Source organism: Nostoc sp. UIC 10607, assembly GCF_047228265.1.
GTDB classification, from domain to species: domain Bacteria; phylum Cyanobacteriota; class Cyanobacteriia; order Cyanobacteriales; family Nostocaceae; genus Nostoc; species Nostoc foliaceum_A.
Window position 1 is genome coordinate 157,865 of sequence record NZ_JBIQNW010000010.1, and the last position, 20,962, is coordinate 178,826.

A 20,962-nucleotide genomic window follows, 5' to 3' on the forward strand; every position below is an offset into this window, starting at 1 on the left:
ATAGTCTCTGGTGTTAGATATCTTGCTGTTTCTGAAATTGCCTTACCGATTAAAGAACCAATATCAGAATTATTAAAACTAGTAATAGTCTCTGGTGTTAGATATCTTGCTGTTTCTGAAATTGCCTTACCGATTAAAGAACCAACATCGGAATTATTGAAACTAGTAATAGTCTCTGGTGTTAGATATCTTGCTGTTTGTACGTCGATGTGTAGCAGGTTGTCGTTAGACATCGCCTGCCTTGCCAGAGAACTGAAATTGGAAATATTAAAACTAGAGATTGTTGTTTGTGTATTATTTCCTGCTGTGTCTGCAATCACCTGACTCGCTAAAGAACTGACATTAGAAATATAAAAACTAGAGCTTGTAGTTTGTGTACTATTTTCTGCGGTTTCTGTGACAATCTGACGTACTTGGGCATCAGTCAGGCTGGAGTTAGCACTAAGCATAAGGGCAACTACACCAGCAACGTGGGGGGCTGCCATAGAAGTGCCGCTATAAGTGGCATATTGATTATTCGGAACTGATGAATAGACTTTGACTCCTGGGGCTGTGACGTAAGCGATTTCATTCGTCCCAGAGCGGTTAGAGAAGTCGGGCATGTTATTATTTTGATCCACTGCCCCAACAGCAATTCCCGACTTGTATGCATAGCGGGCGGGATAGTCTGGTGATGAGTCACCATCATTACCGGCTGCCATGACAACAATCACTCCTTTGCTGCTGGCATAGTCAATGGCTGACTGTAGAGTACGGTTGGAAGATGTGCCTCCTAAACTGAGGTTAATCACATTAGCTCCATTATCGACAGCGTAGCGAATACCTTTAGATATGGAATTATAGGAACCAGAGCCAGAGTCATTCAAAACTTTGACGGGCATAATCTTGGCATTATATGCAATACCAGTGACACCGTAGTTATTATTTTCTCCTGCGATCGTGCCGGAAACATGAGTACCGTGACCGTTTTTATCTAGGGTGTTATTGTTTTTCTCAGCAAAGTTCCAGCCGTAATTATCATCAATATAACCATTGCCATCATCATCTATACCGTTACCTGCAATTTCGTTGGCATTCGTCCAAATATTATTTCTTAAATCCTCGTGGTTATAGTCAACCCCAGTATCTACAACAGCAACAACAACACCCTTACCTGTGTATCCCTGTGTCCAAACTTCTGGTGCTTTAACAAGGTCTGCTCCCCAATTATTGCCACCAAGATCAGGAACATCTGCAAAGGTATTTTGACCAGTAGCTCTAGCCACTGCTGCTGCCCCATCAATCAAGCCATAGCCATTGGTGGAGTTATAATTTTCAGTGCTAAAAGCATTAGCAGTAGAGTTACTGGTATTTTCGGAGTCACCGTTATTTAGCAACTGCACATCAGCATCGGTTGAGTTGTAGCTACTACGTCCGCTAAAGTTGAGGCTGTAATCATCCTTCCTATTAAAGCTATCTAATGAGGATATTGAAGTAACATTTAGCTGTTTATTTGACAATATCTTGTTATTAACATCATCAATGAGCATAAGCTTTTGTTCTCAAAGATAGCAATAGTTTTTTGACAGATTGAAGCGTCAAAACCTTTCCAATAAAAGATTTTAAGGTGTGAATAAGCTCCATTGTTAATAATTACTATGTAATCTCATAAGAAAATGCTAACTCTACTACTAAAAAGCATAATTAATAGTGGAATTATTGTTAATAAGTTAATTGATACAATCAATCTTAAATTTGTAACAATGTAAGTATAAATTGATGGAATAAAAAATCAATTGTGCTATGTATAGCAATCCTAAATGAGTTACGAACAAAAAGATCCCCAATTTGTTGAATAAGTCGGGGATCTGAACCTCTCGGTGGAGAGCAAATCAAATATTTTACTTTTCAGAAACCACACTTGAGGATTGTTCTATGCCAAGCTATTTCCTGCTGTCGTTGTGACTATCTGACGCACTTGAGCATCAGTCAGAGTTTTGTTAGCACTGAGCATCAGCGCAACTACACCCGCAAAGTGAGGAGCCGCCATAGAAGTGCCTGGAAGAAATTCATATTTATTACCAGGATATGTCGAGTAGATGCCGATACCAAAATAGTCTTCGTATACTCCAGGAGCCTTCACCTGATAGCTCAATTGAATGGTTCTACCAACGGATATTGTGCTGGGGGCTGAGGTATTTTGAACTATCAGGTCTGGCTTGAACAGCCGCCGCAGCGATCGTCTTTGAGGTTGCTGGAGACATCGCTTGAGTAGCGTTTTTGTTGCGTTATTGACTCTTGGCAACATAGTCATACGTGTAATTATTGCCGACGAAAGTGTTGATTACCCCAGCAGTGTAACTACTACGATCGCTGGCTCTAAAACTATTTACACCACTCAAATTGAAGCCAGAGTAATTATTAGTATCATCAAAAATATCAGAAAGCTTTTAGCTATTACATCTACTAAATGTTTGCTTGCTGCCGCTGATATAGTGACCAATACAAACCTTTTTGTTGCAACAACTGTGAGTGAGTACCACGTTCGGCAATCACGCCTTGCTCCAATACCAAAATTAAGTCAGCACGTTTGAGGGGAGCAAAGCGGTGAGCAATCAGGAACACGGTGCGGTTAGCGGAAATTTTTTGTAGGTTTTGCAGTACTTGCTGTTCAGTTTCACTATCCAAAGCACTGGTAGCTTCATCCAAAACTAAAATTGGTGCTTGGGAAAGAAATAGCCTGGCGAGGGCAATACGTTGTCTCTGTCCGCCAGATAAAGCTGTACCGCGTTCACCAACATTGGTTTCGTAACCGTAAGGTAATTGACTGATGAAGTCGTGTGCTACTGCTAATCTTGCCGCCTCTACTACTTGCTCTGCGGTAATGTCGGGATTACCGAGAGTAATATTTTCCAAAATAGAACCGTTGAATAAAAAGTCTTCTTGGAGAACTACACTAATTTGTTGCCGGAGTGAGGCTAAATCGGCACTTTTAATATCAAAACCATCAATAAGGATGCGTCCTGATTCAATTTGATAGAGGCGTTGTAATAGCTTAGACAGAGTACTTTTACCAGAACCGCTGCGTCCGACAATGCCAACAAATTGCCCTGGTTCGGCATTGAAAGAGATTCCCCGCAGAATTGCTTCAAAGTTCGGGCGGTAGCGGAAAAAGACTTGCTCGAAGGTGACTTGACCTTTCAAGGGTGGTAAAACTAGACCAGTTCCCAGTTCAGCTTCTGGAGAGACATTGAGAATATCACCAATGCGATCTACAGAAAGTAGCACTTGTTGGAGGGTTTGCCACAACTGTACTAGGCGTAAAAGTGGGCCTGTGACTCTGCCAGACAGCATTTGAAATGCAACTAGCTGTCCAACTGTGAGCTTTTGTTCAATGACCAACTTGGCACCAAACCAGAGAATCAGCATGGTAGAAAAATTGGTGAGAAAGTCACCAATATTGCTACTGATATTGGAGGTAGTAGAAGCTTTAAAACCTGTGCGAATGAAGCGAGCAAATAAGCCTTCCCAGCGATCGCGGGCTACTGGTTCGGCTGCATGGGCTTTAACGGAGTGAATCCCTGTGATTGTCTCTACTAGAAACGATTGACTATCGGCACTCCGGTTAAAAGTTTCGTTGAGCCAGTTACGCAGAATTGGTGTTGCAACTATCGTCAATGTCGCAAACAGCGGTAGTACTGCTAAGGCCACAAAGGTAAGTGGAATATTATAGTAAAACATCAATGCTAGGTACACCACAGCAAAGATGCTATCCAGAATCACAGTTAATGCTGTACCTGTGAGAAACTGACGTATTTGTTCGAGTTCCTGGACTCGTGCTACTGTGTCTCCGACGCGCCGCGATTCAAAATAAGCTAATGGCAGACGCATCAGATGGCGAAATAGCTGTGCTGATAAACTCAAATCCAGACGACGAGCTGTATGGGTAAAGATGAATAGGCGCAGAATGCCAAGTATGGACTCAAATATAGCTACGAACAAAAGTGCGATCGCCATCACATCGAGAGTCGGCAAACTCTCCTGCACCATTACTTTATCAATGACGACTTGCGTAATTAGTGGTGTTGTTAACCCCAAAAGTTGCAATGTAAAAGATGCTAACAATACTTCTGTTAGCAATCCCTTATACTTCCAAACTGCTGGGGTGAACCAACTAAGGTTAAATTTTTCTTGCTGGGATATGAGTTCTACTTGCCACAATCGTCCATCCCAAGACGCTTCAACTATTGACTGCGATAAGGTTTCACAAGTCCGTTCGGGATTTAGAGGGTTAGCGATAATGAGGCGATCGCCCTTCATTCCATAGGCCACTACCCAGGATGGACTCTGGGGTGAGTCAGAATTCCACAGCAGTAAAGCTGGAAATGACAACTGTCGCAACTCACCCCAACTCACTTGTAACCTCCGCAATACTAACCCTAACTTTTCTCCTGCTTCCACAACCTGTTTTGGGCGTTGTCCTCTGAGTTGGCGCTGCACCCATTCAAGTTGCACAGAATTTTCTAACTGTTGCGCCACCATTGTTAAACAGGCAGCAGCGGTGTTCCAGCTGGCAACAAACGGATAATTTGAGATGATTAGATTTGCTGCTGGGAGTCCTCTTTGGGGTTGGAGGCTGTGGGGGCTGGAAGTTCCCTCTGAGGCTGGCGCTAGTGAAGGAGTCGAAGAGAAGGAAAATGTCTCCCTTTCTCCCTCGATATTCACTGGTAACACTTGCCAGAACTCCTGAATTTGTGGGTTAGAAAATTCTGCCCACAGTGCTGTATCCCAACACACTACTACTACTTCTTTACTAGCAGCTACAGCTTTAAAATCCGCAGACAGCTTTTGTAAGTCACCAAACCAATCCCCCGCATCTAGGGCGGCTATTGGTTTACCAACGCCCTCTTCTCGTAAGCGAACTTTCCCAGCAACAATTAAGAATTGGTAACCGCCGACATCGTTTGACCAGATTTTTTCTCCAAGACGATACTGACGAGTTTGGCACTCCTTTTCCAATCGGGATTGTTGTTCGGGAGTCAACCAGCATAACGGTGGCTGATTCCAAGGCAAAGAAGCTAGCACTTTTAATTGTAAAGATTCATTATCCAGAATATTTAACTCACTTGTAATTTGACTGTCAGTTTTTGAATTTTCTCTGCTAGCCATTTCTCAAATAACTCATTTTGTAGTGCTTGCTTCAGTTGAGTATCTTCTAAAGACGCTGGCAAAAATTGTTCTACTCGAAACAAACCATAAGGTACTTCTCCTTGGGGAGAGTCTTTGCCAACGATTTGTATTGGTCCTACCAATTGTCCAGGACTTGCCACATCAATAGCTGCCCGTAATATATCTGGCATACTTCCTCGGCTGACTATTCCCATCATGCCGTTCACAATTCGGTCATCTGAAAGTGAATACTCTTTAGCTAGTTGCTCAAAACTACCTCCTTCTTCAATTTGGGTTTGTAGTTCGTCTGCCAATTCTCGATTATCAACAACAATCCGAGAAAGTACTACCCGATCCAAGAAAATTTTGCGTTCAATAAAATATTCTTGGAGTTTTGCTTGGGTCACTACAGCTTTCAGCTTTTCTAACTTGTAACCAAAAGTAACCGATGTGTGAAAGGTAGCGTAATCTGTGTTATTGGTCTTTAACCATTCTTGAAAGCTTTGGGGGTCAGTCAGTTGATTTTTCAGCCTAAAGTCAATAATTGCCTGTTCAGTTATTGCTGTACCAATCTCAACATCGTCTCGTGTTCGGATTTCTTCCTCAATTACATACTGGCGAAGAATATCCCCAATGAACTGCCCCAATTTTCCAGAGGCTTGCAGGTACTTTACTGCTTCCTCAATAGAAATTATTTGGTCATTAATTGTCAAAAATGATAAAGATTCCATGAACTAATTATGTGAAAATGGTTAAACACTTATAGGACTTTTAAAGTAAATCATATAAAAATCATCTGGTCGTTGATGAATAAATATGATAAAGATTCCATGAACTAATTACATCTAAATGGTCAAAAAATTATATAGCTAGTAAATACAATAATTTCCCATGATCAGTTTTACAGTCTGGCGGGGACAAAACAGGATTGAAAATATCAGCGTTAGCGTAGTAGTAAAGCAGATTGCTTATTTTCTCTCAATGCCCAATGAGGCCAGCTACTCATGGGGGAAACTCCCTCGTAGCCTATTCCTTTTGGAGAAGACTGTGCTGGTTACCCAATGTCCCACCTAAACGAGTAATTATTTATTCTCACCGTTTTACTTAATGAAACTTATCCATGTCCAGGCAAGTAACACAGCTGCGATCGCACCGATTAATGTATTAAAAATATTTACTACTTCATTAGTCAGCCAAGTATACTTAGATTGCAGTGTTGCCCCAATCACACTTTCTAAATTAGTGGCAATAAATGCAGCCAGCACACACCAAGCTACTCCCAATAGGTCAATTAAACCAACTCCCCAACCAACAAATGCGATCGCTACAGAAGCCACAATACCAGCTAAAGTTCCTTCCAAGCTTACCGCTCCTTCTGTACCACGAGGCACTGGTTGGAGTGTGGTAATTAAAAAGGTGCTTTTACCATATGCTTTACCAACTTCACTAGCAGTGGTGTCAGCCAGCTTGGTACTAAAACTCGCTACATAGCCTAACAATAATAGGGACTGAGGATTGGGGACTATAAATTGGGGACTAAGTACAACAAATCCCGAATTGATTATCCCTACTCCCAAGGCACACAGTGCCCCAGTCAAAGCCGAACCCCAAACATTTTCTGGTCCTCTTGCCCCAGAACGCTTTTCGGCAATTCCTTCTGCCTCCTTCTGCGCCATACCGATGCGAGTAACACCAGAACCAACCAGAAAATAGAACATTACGACTGCATATCCTTGCCAGCCTAGAGTTACCCAAATTAGGATGGCCAAAAACCAAGCGTGGAATAATCCAGCAGGGGTAAGTAGCTTTTTTGGAGCAATCCAAGCTAAACCCAATAGAATTGTGTTTAATACTACCCCCACCAACCAGGGATTCACAGAATTAATTAAGGATGACATCAGCAATTAATCATGAGTAATTTTGTTTGAATATCAACAGAATAACGAATTTGCCATGCTTAAAGCTTAATTTATAAAACCTCTCCACCTAAAGTAATATGTTTGTATTGTTAAACTCAATAGCGTAGGCATCGCCCTGAAAGCTGAATGTAAAACGACAAACAATGTTTTAGATATACACTGCAATATTGACTAAAGAACGTGGATTAAACTAAATGCAAAGCTTTTACTTATTTGGGTGGACTATTCGAGCGCGTAACGCATCCAAAGCACTTTCATCGGATGCGTTAAGTTCCCAACACACCCGATTAAAGTTGTAGGTTATTAAATCTTACGTTCCTAAGCGTGTGGCAATACAAACCTAAATTAGTATAGCCCCAGGGTGTAACACCTGAAGTGGTACTCAGTCACCAATCTTAGCCATAAGGATAAACAATATAAGTTAATGTCAATTAAAACTGTGTTCAAGTTAACCACAATCAAGACTGAACAGCATAAATTGTAGATACCATGAACTACTAGTCTTTTCCACACAAGCTATGAGCCAAACCTTATTCCATCTTGCTTTCCCTGTGACTGACATTGCCCAAACAAAAGCATATTACGTGGATGGCTTGGGCTGCATTCCTGGTCGTGAAAACCATCATGCCCTGATTCTTAATCTCTACGGGCATCAACTAGTGGCTCACATCACCAAAGAACCCTTGACACCACAAAAAACTATCTATCCCAGACACTTTGGGCTAATTTTTACCCAAGAACGTGACTGGCAAGACTTACTAAAAAGGGCACAACAACAACAGCTACTTTTTCGTGAAGAAACCAAAAATCGCTTTGTTGGTTCTCCTCTTGAGCATCGCACTTTCTTTTTAGAAGATCCCTTTTTTAACCTAATGGAGTTCAAGTATTATCGTTACCCAGAGGCGATTTTTGGGAGTTACGAACATACACAAATTGGGGATAGGACTTAATAAATTCGTAATTCTTAAATACTCACCTCCGACGAGAAGCAAGCTACGTAATTCGTAATTTAAAAATGAATAAATCCAGTATGGCAAGCATTCTAGCTACTGACTGGATTTTTATTCAGCAAGGGTAGCTTAATACCCTTTGCTAAAGCTGCTTTCACTACTGCTAAACTTCTAGAGTCTGTCAGCATCCAAGGGTGTAAAGCAACTGGTACTATGACTTCGCTTCCTACGGGCATTTGTGAACTATTTGCTGGGACAATCATCAAATCATAAGGTGTCCAGATAGATGTAAAATCTAGCTGCCCCAATATTACAGCATCAGAATTTAAATCTTTGAGAAAAATACTGTCAGGGCGCATTTGTATGCAACCAGGACGCAAGGAACCATAAGCAACCACGGTTCCATGATGAGGGGAAGAGATCGTGATAAACCGCTGAACGCGGTTAATTCCTCCCAGTCGCTGGACATAGTAACGGCTGACAATTCCTCCCATGCTAAAGCCTACTAAATCTAGCCGTTGTTCTGGCGCAAATGTGGCTGTCACATAATCTGCTACTTGCTTTGCCAACTCATCAAGACCCACACTACCATTATTAGGTACGAGATCCAGGGAATATACAGACCATCCCTGTAGTCTTAACTGAGCCGCCATCTTATGAAAAACTGCCTCTGTATCGTCAATCCCGTGTATTAACAAAACGGGATTGCGTTGTTGATTTTCAATGTTCATTTACAAAATCTAGCTGAATTAAGGTGTGTATTTCACGTTTGTAGCTACATACTGCTCTACAAACTGAAGCTATTCTTTTTCGGATTCTTTATAAAGATATCTTTGCAAAACCGAAATACTTCTAAAGATAGTACGTATAAAATTTAACCAATTAATCTCATTATCTGCCAATAGGCTATGACACTCCTCCTACTGGTTGAAAGTAAACCGCTTGCTTTTCTCCAAGCAGTAATTTCCAAACAAAGAAATGTTAAATTTTGTAAAGCCGGCTTTCAGAATCTTGCTCTTAGTTACAGTAAAATTTAATAATTAGTTCTCGGTGTATACAGGTTGCAAGTGCTTGCAAAAGAACATTTGCCCTATAGTTTTACTACAATGTTGATTAAGCTACAAGCCTATAAGGTTGTCACCAGAACAGGTGAAGCAAAGCAGAAAATGTAACATTATATCGTAATTTTTAACGATTACGGTCGAGTTCCAAATATAAAAGGCAGGAGTAATTGTAATGGATTTTATCAAAAAGTTAATTTCGGGTATTCTGGGTTTCATTACCGGACTGTTACCAGGCAAGAAGAAAAGCAACGGCTACTTTTTGGAATTGGACGAAGCCAAAGATGCTGCTAAAGAAGTAGCATCGAACGCTAAGAAAGTAGCAGAGACAGTTGTATCGAATGCTAAAAAAGTAACAGAGACAGTTGTATCAGAAGCGCCAGAAGCATCCAAGCCGGCTTCATTGAACGGAACAAAAACCGCCGCAACTAAGGCTAAAGCAAAATCAGCTAAAAATCCCAAACCAGCCGATGTTACGCTAGTCCAGACTGCTGAGGGTCTGAAAGTTGAACCTGGGAAAAATGCAAAAGCCGCAGCAGCCAAAGTAATCAAAGAGCAGCCAACTGAAACTACCTTTGCGCCTAAATATCTCGCTCCTTCGGCTACTAGCTCTAATGGTCGTCGTCGTCCAGGGGCAAATATGAGTGTTTACCTAGACATGGCACGTCAGGTTAAAACCCCTGGTTAAGTCTTAGAGGCGCGAAATTTCGCGTCTCTTTTATATCCCTATATTATTCATGAGTTAAGTGTTAATACGCAAGATTAGGACAAGTTTACCAACTGTAGATGGGGGAACTCTCCAAAGTAGGAGCGATCGCTTAATATTCTCCACTACAACTGCATCTTTTTAGGTTTGGGTTAGATAGTTTCTTTGTATAACTAATCGGCATCTTTAACAAACACCAGTCCACTATATAAATGAAAAGCTGAGTCCCAATTAGTCTGTTCCCTACGCAACAAATGAATGTGAGACTTGATATGACCCAGCATTTCTGTTTGATCTAGTGTTGTATCTGCAAAGGATGTGAAATCTGACCAAATTTTGACTTGAGGTAGTTGCTGGTCAATCCAACTCGATAAACTATTCCAATTAATTCTGATTGTATTTTGGCTAGCTTGAGGAATGATTTCTAAACCTTGCTGAAATTCATAGCCGTTATCATCAAATCGGAGAATGCAACGTCTACCAGGTAGGTGTAAATCACAAAACTGTGCATAGTCTTGTGTTTGAGTTTTCCATTCCAGTTTCCGGTGGGCATCAACATCTATAACTTGTTCAAAAATGGGCAACAGTCCCACTACTCTTGCTGTGACTTCTGACCAGTCAAAAGTGAGAGAACCGAGTTGATTGGTGTCATTACGGCAAACAACAGTAGCTTGTGGAGTAGATTCTTGGAAATATTTGACTTGATAAACTTGAATTTGTTGAATTTGAGGTATTGTTGCCCAAAAGCAAGGAATACCAGCCTGCTGTAACTGTTTGCCGTAAAATTTTATTTCTCCCACTTGGCCAGTACGGTACAACCTCCAGCCACGACTTGGCAGTAATAGCCTTGCAGTATAAGGGTCTAGCTGCATAATTTGGGCGAATTTTCGAGATGCTTCTGTTTTCATCTCGTTACCGAGTGGTTCTAAGACTAGTACGCCAAGTTCGGTGTTATTAGGTTGAGATTTTGCTTGGGAAATGGCTCTTTGTCTTTCTTCAAGCTCCATTTCTTGTAGTCGTTGTAAACCTTGGCGTGCTAGCGTAACTATTTTGGTATTTGTAGTATCTCGCAGCAGTTGCCGATAGATTTTTTCCGCATCTTGGTGCTTTTCAGATACTTCATGTAGGCGACCAAGATAATATTGTACCCAAGGATTGTCTGGTGATTCTGTTAGCAGCTGTTTGAGTAATTTAGCAGCTGTTTGATAATCTTTATGGTCAAAGGCGATCGCAACTTGCTCAATCATCACTTTAAATAGACAGTGGAGTGATGTCTCGCGCAAAATTATTTTTGCGTGAGCTATACATCATTTATACTTCACAACTTGCGGTAATCAAGGATAATGCTACTACTGGGGCTGTAACTGCCCTCAGGATGCGGCGACCAAGGGAAACAGGTTCAAATCCAGATGCGATCGCATTCTCAATTTCTTGTGTTGTCCATCCTCCCTCTGGGCCAGTAGCAATGACAATCTCGTCAGAGATGCTACTCAGCACTTTGTTTAAATGGGGATACTCACCACGAGCTTCACAAATGTAACGGTGACTTGTCTGATTAGCGGTGACAGCAGTGTTAAAAGCAACAGGCTCTAAAATTGTCGGCACGAATGAGCGCTCTGATTGTTCGGCAGCTTCCGCAGCGATGCGCCGCCAGCGTTCGAGCTTTTGAGGACTAGGATGAAGCAAAGTGCGATCGCTCAATACGGGTACAATACAAGCTACTCCTAACTCTGTACAACATCGCACCACTTCATCAAATCCATTGCCTTTAGGTAACGCCACCATCAACGTAATTGCTACAGGTAATTCTGTTTCCACTAAAAGTGATTCTAAAACCTGTGCTTGTTCCCCCGCTAGCTGCGCTAACCACCATTTTCCCTTACCATCCATTGCAATAAAGTGATCGCCTTCATGCAAGCGCAACACACGCCCCAAATAATGTTGCTGTTCTTTAGTGAGCAAAATTTGCCCTTGTTGGAGTTGGGAGGGTGCGATCGCAATTCTTTGCAGTTGAGACATGAGATTTGAGAATTTCAAGAATATAAAATCAAAGATGGACACAGATAAATCCATCTGTGTCCATCATGGTTTAATTATTTATTCGGCTTACGAAAGATTCTGGAAGTATACTTCTAGCGCTTCAGTCACTAACTGAGTCATCGGCTTACCTTGGCTTTCTGCTACTTCCTTCAACTTGCTATAAACCTCTTCTTTCAAATTTACCCGGTGGCGCGATTTGTTTGCACCATTAGCTGTTTGGGGTTCGTAGGTGCTAGCAAATTCGCGGATGGCATCAAAACCAACGCGATCGCAAAAATCACCAAAGCTTTCCTTGGATTTCCGCGACTTTTTAAAGTAAACAAAAATCGGTTCTAGGAAGCTGTCTAAATCATTGTGGTGCAGCTTCTCTGTGTAAGGTTGTGCCAGTCGAGTCTGATTTGGCGAACCCCCTAACCATAATTGGTAAGATTCTGGGGCGCTACCGACAAAGCCCAATTCTGCTAAGTAGGGACGAGCGCAACCGTTGGGACATCCTGTCATCCTTACCACAAAATGCTCATTTTGTAAACCAACTTTATCTAACAGAGTGCGAACCCGCTCTAAAATACCTGGTATTGCGCGTTCTGATTCCGTGATTGCCAAACCGCAAGTGGGCAAAGCCGGACAAGCCATTGCATAGCGCACTAAAGGTTCGATTTTACTAGGGTCGTCTCCTACACCGTGACGGCTGAGAATGTCTTGAATAGCTTGCTTGCTATCTGGTTCAATATCGTAAAAAATCAGGTTGTGGTTGGCTGTCAAACGGATGGACAAGTTGAACTGTTCGACAATTTCCCGCAAAGCGGTTTTCAGTTGAAACGAACCTTCATCCTTAACTCGACCATTGTCAATGGAAATTCCTAAGAATAGCTTGCCATCACCTTGTTCATTCCAGCCCAGGAAGTCGTAATATTTAAACTCTGGCAGTGGTTTGAAAGCTTCGAGTGGTTTACCAAAATATTCCTCAACTTGGGTGCGGAATTTATCTACGCCCCAATCGTTGATTAGATATTTTAATCTGGCATGACGACGATCGGTGCGATCGCCATAATCTCTCTGGGTCGCAACAATCGCTTTCACTATGTCGTAAACGTCATCTTTTGCCACATAACCGATGGGGTCTGCTAACCTAGCGAAAGTTTCTTCTTTACCGTGGGTTCTACCTAAACCACCACCAGCAAAAATATTAAATCCTTCTAATTGCTTCTTCTTATTGGTAATTACTACCAACGTCAGGTCTTGGGAATACAAATCTATCGAATTATCTCCTGGCACCGTCACGCAAATTTTGAATTTGCGGGGCATATAGTGAGTGCCATAAATTGGTTCTTCGTTGTCATGAATAATTGTGCCATTCCCATTCCGCTGTCGGGCTGCCTTTACCTCTGGGTCTTCTTCAGCACTAATTGCTTTTTCCCCATCTAACCAAATTTCGTAATAAGCGCCTGTCTGCGCTGACAGCAAATCAGCAATATTCTGGGCATACTCCCAAGCATACTGATACTCTGGGCGATTCTTAAAGGGGGCTGGTGGTGCCATTACATTGCGGTTGATGTCACCACAAGCTCCCAAAGTCGAACCCAGGTTATTGACAATGGTGGCAATTGCTGATTTAAGATTCTTCTTTAAAATTCCGTGCAGTTGGAAACCTTGACGGGTAGTGGCTCGTAACGTGTGGTTGCCATACTCATCAGCTATTTTATCTAAAGCCAGATACAGCTGCGGCGGTACTAAACCACCCGGATTTTTTGTCCGCAGCATAAACTGGTAATCTTTTTCCTGTCCCTTGGTGCGGTTGTCGCGATTATCCTGCTGATAGGAACCATGAAACTTCAAAAGCTGCACCGCATTTTCGGTAAAATGCGTAGTGTCTTGAAGAATTTCAGTTGCTACAGGTTCACGCAGAAAATTACTATTTTCCTTGATTCCTTCTACTTTGGAAGGCTTACGGCTAGCGATAGGGGAAGGAGCAGATTTAACCATTAGACTTGTATAGTATTCTCAATAAAGCATTACGTAGACGCCGAATCAGCACCCTTCGGCTACTTGATCCCCGGTAATCCGGCCGGAATAATGAGGAATATTTTAATTTTACCACGGCAAAAGCCGGCTTTGTCAGTGATGTAATACTTAACAAAACCAGCTTTTTGGAGTAGTGAGTTTTAAGTGCTGAGTCCTGAGTACTTAAGTAAAGTATAAACTGACTGAGGACTCAATAATCTTTTATTTGAAGCGATATCCAATACCGCCATTGATACTAACAGCAGGAGTATCGCTATTTTGGTAGGCACCAAGCCCGACTTTAGCATTAGTGTAGACAAGGAAGTTGTTAGCAACTTCCGATTCAACACCAGCACCTACCACTACTGAATCTTTGTTACCTATAGGAGTTGGTGAGCCATCTTTCTCTACAAAAGAATAACCACCAGTTAAATAGGCATTAGTTCTATTAGCGATGGGCACATCCACAGAAAGTTCTGGGATAATGGCACTTGTTTTATCACTCCAGAGGACATTACCGCGTGCAGAAAATGGCGTAGTTCCTAATTTCACACGACCTGTAACATTACCACCAAATGTGGCATCATCATTGATACCTTGTCCGCCGCTGGTAACGCCAGCTGCAACACCAGCACCAACATAGCTAGCATCAGTACCCTTTTTAGTTTCAGCAGAAGCTTGACCAGCTGATAGGAAAAAAGGAGCAACTATTAAGGAAGACAATGCAGAAATTGTCATGAAAGACTTGAGTAAGCGTTTCATAATTTTTACCAAATTTTGTATTTTTTACTTGTATATTCCAAGTCGAAAATTGTATGATAATGTTCCAAATGTTTCCCAAATTTTATTAAATGAATGTTGCTATTGATGCATGGCGCTTAGAGGCAAGCTATCCCTGATAAGAATAAATAAGCTGTTATAATTACATTCAATGTCTTTTCATCCGGGGTCTTTGTTCCAAAAATAGACGCTTTGAAAACTGGCACAATATTTGGAACTAAAACTAAGCCGGGATATGGTAAATAAAATACCCGGTTAACAATTTTTGCCGAACTTTTCACAGAGGATGAAAAAGTAGGCTGTAGCATCTGTTGCAACAAGCTATAGAGCGAATCTATAAAGTTAATTTTGAGCAATTCTTGTGGAGATTGAATAATGCTAACCGCTGCAAAAACGTTGTCTGGTTTGATGGGTTTATGTGTCGGTGATGCGTTGGGTGTGCCGGTGGAGTTTACTAGCCGCGCTGAACGAGTAAAATCTCCAGTGACAACGATGTTAGGTTATGGCACATGGAATCAACCACCAGGAACTTGGTCAGATGACAGTTCCTTAAGCTTTTGCTTGGCAGAATGCCTTTGTAGAGGGTATTCGTTGGATGCTATAGCCAATTCCTTCTGGCGCTGGTACAAGGAGGCTTACTGGACTCCCCGTGGCGATGTCTTTGATATTGGTCAAACTACCCACACAGCAATTATGCGCCTGAAACAGGGAGTTGTTCCCCATCAAGCGGGCGGGAAGGTTGAAAATAGTAATGGCAATGGTTCATTGATGAGAATCTTGCCGATGGCTTATTGTCACAGAAGCTTCACTTTAAGCGAATTGCTGGCACGGGTGCATGATGTTTCGGCGATTACTCATGCTCATGCGCGATCGCAAATGGCCTGCGGCATTTATATTAGTATTGCAGTGGCGCTCTTGGAAGGGGCTGACCTTCAAACAGCTTATCTACAAGGATTGCAAGATATTCAAACAATTTATTCTGTGCGGGAGTTTTTGTTAGAGAAGCCGCATTTTGGCAGAGTTTTCAGTGGTGAAATTGCCAAAGTACCAGTGGAAGAGATTAATTCTGGTGGCTATGTGATTGATACCTTAGAATCATCCTTATGGTGCTTGTTAAATAGCTCATCTTATTCTGAAGCAGTGCTAAAAGCTGTCAACTTAGGCGGAGATACAGATACTACCGCTGCCGTCACCGGTGGGTTAGCGGGTATTTACTACGGCGTGGAAAATATTCCCAGACAATGGATGAACCAAATTGCCCGAAAACAGGACATTATCTACTTGGCAGAGCGTTTTGCGAGGGCTGTTTACGCTTAGGACAACATTTCATTAATTCTTTGCGTATCTCTGTGCTTACCTTCGCGGCCCTATCCTGCGGGAAGGCGTACCACTTCGTGGAAGCAAGCTACGCGTAGCGTCTCGTAGAGAAGCGCCTATGCGTTTAAATTTTAACCCTCAATTCGCCACGATTTTACGCAAAGCTTTACTTAGAGTTATTAGTTGAGAGGAAAAAGTGAGGAGTTATGAAAATTCTAACTCCTCACTCTTTAACTTTTAACTTGCTGAGAAATCCACTGCAAGTAGGCTTGAGAACTGGCAACAATTGGTAAAGCAATAATTTCTGGCACTTCATAGGTGTGCAGTTCCTTAATTTTGGCCTCCATTGCAGGAAATTGTGCCAAATCAGTTTTAATCAATAATTGCCATTCTTGCTCTTTATGCAGTTCCCCTTGCCATCTGTAAATTGAGTGGATTGGTAACAGACTCACACAAGCAGCGAGTTTAGCTTCCACAAGGGCATTTGCAATTGTTTCTGCCTCCTGGATGTTGCCAGTTGTCACCAATACCACACCATAGCCAGCAGGTGTCTCCATGACCTCTAAACCGTTGCAGACAAAGAATAGACCTGACCATCAATCAGCAGTCGTGTAATGCCCTTAGCTTGGAGATGAGTCCGAGCCTTATGGAGCATTTTACTATCGGGAACTTTAATCACGCGATCGCGCTTCGTAGAAAAACGCTTTGCAACGCGATGGTTATCAAAGACTGGCAGAGTTCTTTGCTGGGTTTCCAGGCTGGGAATTTGCCCCAAGTCACCAAAGTCCTTGAGAGGTCGGGTAATTAATTCCGAAGAACGGTCAATCACCAAATAGCAAGTTTTCGGCAAATTGGCTATCGACAGAGGTAAAACTTGAACTGATGCTTCACCTGGTCTTCTTTTTGTGACTAACGGCCTTTGGTCATCCAGGTCATCGTCATCAAAATCTTCTTCCTCAAAGTCGTCATCTTCTAAATCATCATCTTCTAAATCGTCCAAATCATCCGATTCGTCTAGCAAATCTTCGCCCAGCATGTGCGCGATGACGGCCGCTCCTGGATGTTCATTCTTTAGCGGTGGGATAGGGATGCTAACGATTTCCGGCGGCTTTGGCTCTGGAGTTTCTAATTTCTCTGTGACTCGGAGTTTGGGTTTTTCCGCCGCTGAGGGGCGTCGCCGCACCCGTCTACTAGCAGCGATTGACTCGGCCGTTTCCTCTGAGTAAAGTTGCTCCTCTACATGAATTACCCGACGTGGCTGCGGCTCAACCTTCGGCACTTCCACAGGGTGGCTCTCAATGGGTGGAACTTCTATCTCAAGCTCCGGTTGACTCAGCAGCGGTAATTGCTCGTAGCTTACCTGCGCCCTACCCTCAGGAGTTCTTGCAGCCCGCTTTAAGGAGACTAAGTATTCATACTCATCTTCTGGCAAAGTGCTTTTGAGCAGGCGACTAATTGTCGAATTACTCACACCATAGCGGTCTGCCAAAGTTGAGGTTGTTTCGGCAGTCTCTCGATATAACTTAAGAATTTCTTGCTTGTCAGAGTCTGTTAGTTTTCTCACGGTAGATACCAAAAATCTTTATTACTAAGCTCGTTTTCGTCCGCTGGTACGCCGCGTTCGTCTTAGTGATGCGTCATATTCTAAGACAGCGCCCAGTCCAAATAACACTCCACTAAACACCCAAAACACTTCTAATATCTCCCCACTTTGATAATTGGGGTCTTGGGCGTATTTAAACCACATATCTGCAATGTAGAGCGAAAATGCCGCCGCTGCAATCATTCGCCAAGACTGGGAAACTCTTCCCCCCCAAAAGGCTAATAGCAGAGTGGTAGCAATAATTAACAAAACCACATCGCTAACTACGTAAAACCAATTCAAAATAGCGACTAGCAGTTCTGAGGGTGTTCCCTGTTGCATAGAAATCCACCATGCCAACAAACTACCGAACATTGCAATTGCTAACACAATGAGCCACTGCCATTTTTCCAGATTGATTCGCCTGGAAGCCACAGCTAAAATCATGCCTGCGCCAAGTAATAGATAACTAAGTACAAAAAATATATCGCCTAAAGACACATCCGGTTCATCTTTTAAAATTATTTCGGTATAGCCGAAAATTATCCCCCCAACGAAATAGGAAAGCATACCTAAGCCAATTAAGAGCCAAACATTTCGGCCACTGACGATTTGCGGACTTAGCCAGTTCCTCAAGCATAAGATACTGGCACCCAAATAAGCTAAAGCTTCAAAAATATTTGTGCCAATCACATACCACTCGGCCCGGCTTTCTATGCCATCTGCTCCGGGAACTTTGGCACTAAACAACAAAAAGTATAGCAGTGCTAGTACGGCCCAGCCAATATTAGCTAAGACAATGTTCTGAGTGGTGAAAATTGATTTAGAAAGGAACGAATTCTCGTAAGAGTTATTCATAGGGCTTGACTATGTAGATGCACTCTGGCAGTATTTTGAGTTAAAGGACTGTATGTCTAGCAGTGTGTCTACTAGGTAATACACAATCGGACACCAAAAGCAAGTGCCAGTGGCAGGAACTTTGTTAAAGAATTTCCATGCTACTGCCATAGTTTACCTAGTGGCGATTGATTTAGCCAAGCGAAAAATAGCGATCGCTCGGCTTCTGGCATATCTTCTAGCTTATAAATCACTTGTTTGGTAAAATTAGCGTTGCCAAAATACGCCTTTCCTAATCGATGCAGTTCTTGTAATAAGATAACTACATGATTTTCTTGCCAATCAGGTATTTTGGCTGTCGGTAACGGATTAGTAGATACCAAATATTTCACTGCTTCTAAGGAAGATGCTTGAGGAAATTGCTTCTGCTTTAACACTTCCGCAATATCTTTTTCAAATAATGCAGCTTGCCGAGCACCCAAAAAATCTTCAATGTCGATAGAAACACCTTGCAACAGCAAAATACTGGCTTGGACTAAAATCGCCGTTTTGCCATGACCACCTGTGTCACTATCCAGCTGCTCTAAACGGATTTTACCCCAGACGCTAAAGCGTTCCGGTTCCTCCAATAAAACACAGGCTTTACCCCGATTATCCGTTAATTCTCTCCATAAGGCTCTAGCTTCTTCCTCTTGACTAGCTTTGAAAACACTAATCAAGCGAAAAGTCTGCCCTTGATAATTGAGAATCGGCACCTGCTGATCCTTTTTTGGGTGCTGAATGCTTGATATTTCAACATCCTGCCGTTTGAGAATAAACATGGCACTAGCAAATAACTCCTCACAGGGGCACTCTTAATATGGAATATATAATGGCATTTGGCAGCATCGCCAAGGCTGAAATTACCTAGCATACTGTGGAAATGAGCCTAGCGATCGCCAGATACTTCCCGAAGGTAGCGGCCCAGAAGGCGTTGGCGTTAACAGGCAAATAACCCATTGACAACTCAATATATCTAAACCAATACCCCATCTGTTTCGTTTTCGGTGTAGATTAACTAACTAGCGACTAGCATCTTAGCCTTGCTAGTAGTAAATCTGCAATTTTCGATTGCTTCTTGGTAGGTGAACACGATATAATAGTGCAGATGACTCCTTCAGGAGCCATTATTTTGTTTTGGGCGCGTAGCTCAGTGGATAGAGCCACGGATTTCTAATCCGTTGGTCGCAGGTTCGAACCCTGCCGCGCTCGTTTTAACTTAATACGAACCCTAAAGAAGCCTTTTCATGGTAATTTACCATAATAGGCTTGAGAGTTCATATAAATGCACCATACAAAAGATAAGGGCGATCTAGCAGCAGCTAAAGTTATAGCAGATTTAGTCGAGAAAGAATATTCAGTTTTTGTACCAGTAGTAACTGATCACGCACCCTTTGATCTGATTGCCTACAAAAATGGCAAATGTTACAGAATTCAAGCTAAATACAGTTGTGATGGCACACTGAAAAATAAAAGCAATTGGGCAGACAAGAATGGTTGTCATGAGAAAAAATACAAATCTGATGACTTTGATTTCTATGGTCTTTATTTGCCAGATATAAACAAAGTAGTTTATCCATCAATCACGTTTGGCGGTTGCGGTATCAGGACAACGCCGCCTAAATCAACCAATCCTTTTTATTGGTGGGAGGATTTTACAGATTTAACTGAAGTAGCACTTAAGCGAACCTACAAAGAGTTTGGAGTTGATTTAACAACTAGAAAGGTTAACCCAGACTCTAGAATTCACACCAGAAAAGTTGAAAGGCCATCAAAAGAAGAACTAGGAAAACTAGTTTGGGAAAAGCCAACAGCGCAAATTGGGAGAGATTTAGGTGTGTCTGACAAGGCTGTAGAGAAGTGGTGTAAGGCTTATGGGATAGAAAAGCCGCCTAGAGGTTATTGGGTGAAGAAAGCTTATATAAAAGTAGAGGTAAAATTAACAGAAACTGTAGAAAATATTAAATCATCAATAACTAATGCTTCTTAGCGATAAAATTTAGCTCGCGATAGACTTAAATCACTATTAACTTTATAGAACTGACGAACCGCACTTTGAAGATAAATGGATATTTACTATTTCACATGAGTGGATACCTGAACAGCTTAATTGGCTTAGATAAGCCTTAAGCAGCTAATGTTCTATATTCATATCCCCTCTATTGCAGTATACAGATAGTATCTGAAGCTACAGTAGTTGTTTTCTATGTCAAATCATAGTCAAAATTCTGTCCCGCATAGTCAAAAATGCAAGGAAGAGAGTTATATCTTCAACATCCAGATTCCTTAAAACCCTGAAAGGCTTAATTTTGCGTTGATTATTTTATCAATTCAAAAAGCCCGTGACGAGGATTGAACTCGTGACCTCACCCTTACCAAGGGTGTGCTCTACCACTGAGCCACACGGGCAAAATATAAACTTAGTTTTTTAGTTGTAAGTTACAATGCTGGGAGCTTTGCTCTTAACCCAGTCATTATAACTTATAACTTCGTAAGTGGTGGGCCGGGCTGGATTTGAACCAGCGTAGGCGCTAGCCAACGGATTTACAGTCCGTCTCCATTAACCACTCGGACACCGACCC

At 42.1% G+C, this 20,962-nt stretch carries 17 protein-coding genes, 3 tRNA genes and 1 pseudogene; 5 read left to right on the forward strand and 16 right to left on the reverse strand.

What is annotated here, in order from left to right; translation table 11 throughout:
* The 5 genes and pseudogenes from ACEYW6_RS12490 to ACEYW6_RS12510 all read right to left on the reverse strand — a co-directional run.
* A partial coding sequence (locus ACEYW6_RS12490) for a S8 family peptidase (protein WP_412979935.1) occupies positions 1 to 1,529 on the reverse strand: 1,529 nt, incomplete at its 3' end.
* Positions 1,530 to 1,912: 383 nt separating this feature from the next.
* Positions 1,913 to 2,143, reverse strand: a pseudogene (locus ACEYW6_RS12495) (S8 family serine peptidase); the annotation flags it as partial.
* 302 nt (positions 2,144 to 2,445) lie between these two features.
* Positions 2,446 to 5,148 carry a type I secretion system permease/ATPase gene (locus ACEYW6_RS12500; protein ID WP_412979936.1) on the reverse strand — a complete coding sequence of 901 codons (2,703 nt, stop codon included), beginning with the start codon at positions 5,146 to 5,148 and terminating at the stop codon, positions 2,446 to 2,448.
* Positions 5,097 to 5,879 carry a peptidylprolyl isomerase gene (locus ACEYW6_RS12505; RefSeq protein ID WP_412979937.1) on the reverse strand — a complete coding sequence of 261 codons (783 nt, stop codon included), beginning with the start codon at positions 5,877 to 5,879 and terminating at the stop codon, positions 5,097 to 5,099. Before ACEYW6_RS12505 ends, ACEYW6_RS12500 begins: the two co-directional genes overlap by 52 nt.
* Before the next feature lie 369 nt (positions 5,880 to 6,248).
* Entirely contained in the window at positions 6,249 to 7,046 is a 798-nt protein-coding gene (locus ACEYW6_RS12510) for a TIGR00297 family protein (RefSeq protein ID WP_190892643.1), read from the reverse strand.
* 539 nt (positions 7,047 to 7,585) lie between these two features.
* Between ACEYW6_RS12510 and ACEYW6_RS12515 the strand changes: the two genes are divergently transcribed.
* Positions 7,586 to 8,017: a VOC family protein gene (locus ACEYW6_RS12515; protein ID WP_412979938.1), complete on the forward strand. Its 432-nt coding sequence runs from the start codon at positions 7,586 to 7,588 to the stop codon at positions 8,015 to 8,017.
* Positions 8,018 to 8,109: 92 nt separating this feature from the next.
* Here the strand turns inward: ACEYW6_RS12515 and ACEYW6_RS12520 are convergent, their stop codons facing one another.
* Positions 8,110 to 8,748, reverse strand: a complete 639-nt coding sequence (locus ACEYW6_RS12520; protein ID WP_190892647.1) for an esterase/lipase family protein — start codon at positions 8,746 to 8,748, stop codon at positions 8,110 to 8,112.
* A gap of 505 nt (positions 8,749 to 9,253) precedes the next feature.
* Between ACEYW6_RS12520 and ACEYW6_RS12525 the strand changes: the two genes are divergently transcribed.
* Positions 9,254 to 9,766 carry a hypothetical protein gene (locus tag ACEYW6_RS12525; protein WP_412979939.1) on the forward strand — a complete coding sequence of 171 codons (513 nt, stop codon included), beginning with the start codon at positions 9,254 to 9,256 and terminating at the stop codon, positions 9,764 to 9,766.
* 191 nt (positions 9,767 to 9,957) lie between these two features.
* On the opposite strand, the gene ACEYW6_RS12530 is transcribed toward ACEYW6_RS12525, so the two are convergent.
* The 4 genes from ACEYW6_RS12530 to ACEYW6_RS12545 form a co-directional block, all read right to left on the reverse strand.
* The gene (locus ACEYW6_RS12530; RefSeq protein ID WP_412979940.1) at positions 9,958 to 11,031 is read right to left on the reverse strand and encodes a tetratricopeptide repeat protein; all 1,074 of its coding nucleotides are present in this window, start codon (positions 11,029 to 11,031) and stop codon (positions 9,958 to 9,960) included.
* Between the two features lie 64 nt (positions 11,032 to 11,095).
* Complete coding sequence (locus ACEYW6_RS12535) at positions 11,096 to 11,803, reverse strand: 16S rRNA (uracil(1498)-N(3))-methyltransferase (RefSeq protein ID WP_412979941.1); 708 nt, start codon at positions 11,801 to 11,803, stop codon at positions 11,096 to 11,098.
* Positions 11,804 to 11,890: 87 nt separating this feature from the next.
* Positions 11,891 to 13,807: a sulfite reductase, ferredoxin dependent gene (sir, locus tag ACEYW6_RS12540; RefSeq protein ID WP_412979942.1), complete on the reverse strand. Its 1,917-nt coding sequence runs from the start codon at positions 13,805 to 13,807 to the stop codon at positions 11,891 to 11,893.
* A gap of 240 nt (positions 13,808 to 14,047) precedes the next feature.
* On the reverse strand, positions 14,048 to 14,587 hold the full coding sequence (locus ACEYW6_RS12545; protein ID WP_190892657.1) for a hypothetical protein: 540 nt from the start codon (positions 14,585 to 14,587) through the stop codon (positions 14,048 to 14,050).
* A 393-nt stretch (positions 14,588 to 14,980) separates the two neighbouring features.
* On the opposite strand from ACEYW6_RS12545, the gene ACEYW6_RS12550 reads away from it, so the two are divergent.
* Positions 14,981 to 15,922 (forward strand): ADP-ribosylglycohydrolase family protein, encoded by a 942-nt coding sequence (locus ACEYW6_RS12550; protein ID WP_190892659.1) that lies wholly within the window; start codon positions 14,981 to 14,983, stop codon positions 15,920 to 15,922.
* Between the two features lie 230 nt (positions 15,923 to 16,152).
* Here the strand turns inward: ACEYW6_RS12550 and cutA are convergent, their stop codons facing one another.
* From cutA to ACEYW6_RS12570, 4 genes are all read right to left on the reverse strand, one after another.
* Positions 16,153 to 16,479: a divalent-cation tolerance protein CutA gene (gene cutA, locus ACEYW6_RS12555; protein ID WP_190892661.1), complete on the reverse strand. Its 327-nt coding sequence runs from the start codon at positions 16,477 to 16,479 to the stop codon at positions 16,153 to 16,155.
* 5 nt (positions 16,480 to 16,484) lie between these two features.
* Positions 16,485 to 17,486 carry a transposase gene (locus ACEYW6_RS12560; protein WP_412979943.1) on the reverse strand — a complete coding sequence of 334 codons (1,002 nt, stop codon included), beginning with the start codon at positions 17,484 to 17,486 and terminating at the stop codon, positions 16,485 to 16,487.
* 24 nt (positions 17,487 to 17,510) lie between these two features.
* Positions 17,511 to 18,362: a hypothetical protein gene (locus ACEYW6_RS12565; protein ID WP_190892665.1), complete on the reverse strand. Its 852-nt coding sequence runs from the start codon at positions 18,360 to 18,362 to the stop codon at positions 17,511 to 17,513.
* Positions 18,363 to 18,502: 140 nt separating this feature from the next.
* Positions 18,503 to 19,162, reverse strand: a complete 660-nt coding sequence (locus tag ACEYW6_RS12570) for an Npun_F0813 family protein (protein WP_190892674.1) — start codon at positions 19,160 to 19,162, stop codon at positions 18,503 to 18,505.
* A 357-nt stretch (positions 19,163 to 19,519) separates the two neighbouring features.
* Between ACEYW6_RS12570 and ACEYW6_RS12575 the strand changes: the two genes are divergently transcribed.
* A tRNA-Arg gene (locus tag ACEYW6_RS12575) sits at positions 19,520 to 19,592 on the forward strand.
* A gap of 73 nt (positions 19,593 to 19,665) precedes the next feature.
* The gene (locus tag ACEYW6_RS12580; protein ID WP_412979944.1) at positions 19,666 to 20,370 is read left to right on the forward strand and encodes a group I intron-associated PD-(D/E)XK endonuclease; all 705 of its coding nucleotides are present in this window, start codon (positions 19,666 to 19,668) and stop codon (positions 20,368 to 20,370) included.
* A gap of 347 nt (positions 20,371 to 20,717) precedes the next feature.
* On the opposite strand, the gene ACEYW6_RS12585 is transcribed toward ACEYW6_RS12580, so the two are convergent.
* Both ACEYW6_RS12585 and ACEYW6_RS12590 read right to left on the reverse strand, forming a co-directional pair.
* A tRNA-Thr gene (locus tag ACEYW6_RS12585) sits at positions 20,718 to 20,789 on the reverse strand.
* Between the two features lie 87 nt (positions 20,790 to 20,876).
* Positions 20,877 to 20,962 (reverse strand) — tRNA-Tyr (locus ACEYW6_RS12590).

Bases quoted from the DNA above. Each gene is read 5' to 3' on its own strand.
- ACEYW6_RS12500 (WP_412979936.1), bottom strand. From the start codon at position 5,148: ATGGCTAGCAGAGAAAATTCAAAAACTGACAGTCAAATTACAAGTGAG.
- ACEYW6_RS12505 (WP_412979937.1), bottom strand. From the start codon at position 5,879: ATGGAATCTTTATCATTTTTGACAATTAATGACCAAATAATTTCTATT.
- ACEYW6_RS12510 (WP_190892643.1), bottom strand. From the start codon at position 7,046: ATGTCATCCTTAATTAATTCTGTGAATCCCTGGTTGGTGGGGGTAGTA.
- ACEYW6_RS12515 (WP_412979938.1), top strand. From the start codon at position 7,586: ATGAGCCAAACCTTATTCCATCTTGCTTTCCCTGTGACTGACATTGCC.
- ACEYW6_RS12520 (WP_190892647.1), bottom strand. From the start codon at position 8,748: ATGAACATTGAAAATCAACAACGCAATCCCGTTTTGTTAATACACGGG.
- ACEYW6_RS12525 (WP_412979939.1), top strand. From the start codon at position 9,254: ATGGATTTTATCAAAAAGTTAATTTCGGGTATTCTGGGTTTCATTACC.
- ACEYW6_RS12530 (WP_412979940.1), bottom strand. From the start codon at position 11,031: ATGATTGAGCAAGTTGCGATCGCCTTTGACCATAAAGATTATCAAACA.
- ACEYW6_RS12535 (WP_412979941.1), bottom strand. From the start codon at position 11,803: ATGTCTCAACTGCAAAGAATTGCGATCGCACCCTCCCAACTCCAACAA.
- sir (WP_412979942.1), bottom strand. From the start codon at position 13,807: ATGGTTAAATCTGCTCCTTCCCCTATCGCTAGCCGTAAGCCTTCCAAA.
- ACEYW6_RS12545 (WP_190892657.1), bottom strand. From the start codon at position 14,587: ATGAAACGCTTACTCAAGTCTTTCATGACAATTTCTGCATTGTCTTCC.
- ACEYW6_RS12550 (WP_190892659.1), top strand. From the start codon at position 14,981: ATGCTAACCGCTGCAAAAACGTTGTCTGGTTTGATGGGTTTATGTGTC.
- cutA (WP_190892661.1), bottom strand. From the start codon at position 16,479: ATGGAGACACCTGCTGGCTATGGTGTGGTATTGGTGACAACTGGCAAC.
- ACEYW6_RS12565 (WP_190892665.1), bottom strand. From the start codon at position 18,362: ATGAATAACTCTTACGAGAATTCGTTCCTTTCTAAATCAATTTTCACC.
- ACEYW6_RS12570 (WP_190892674.1), bottom strand. From the start codon at position 19,162: ATGTTTATTCTCAAACGGCAGGATGTTGAAATATCAAGCATTCAGCAC.
- ACEYW6_RS12580 (WP_412979944.1), top strand. From the start codon at position 19,666: ATGCACCATACAAAAGATAAGGGCGATCTAGCAGCAGCTAAAGTTATA.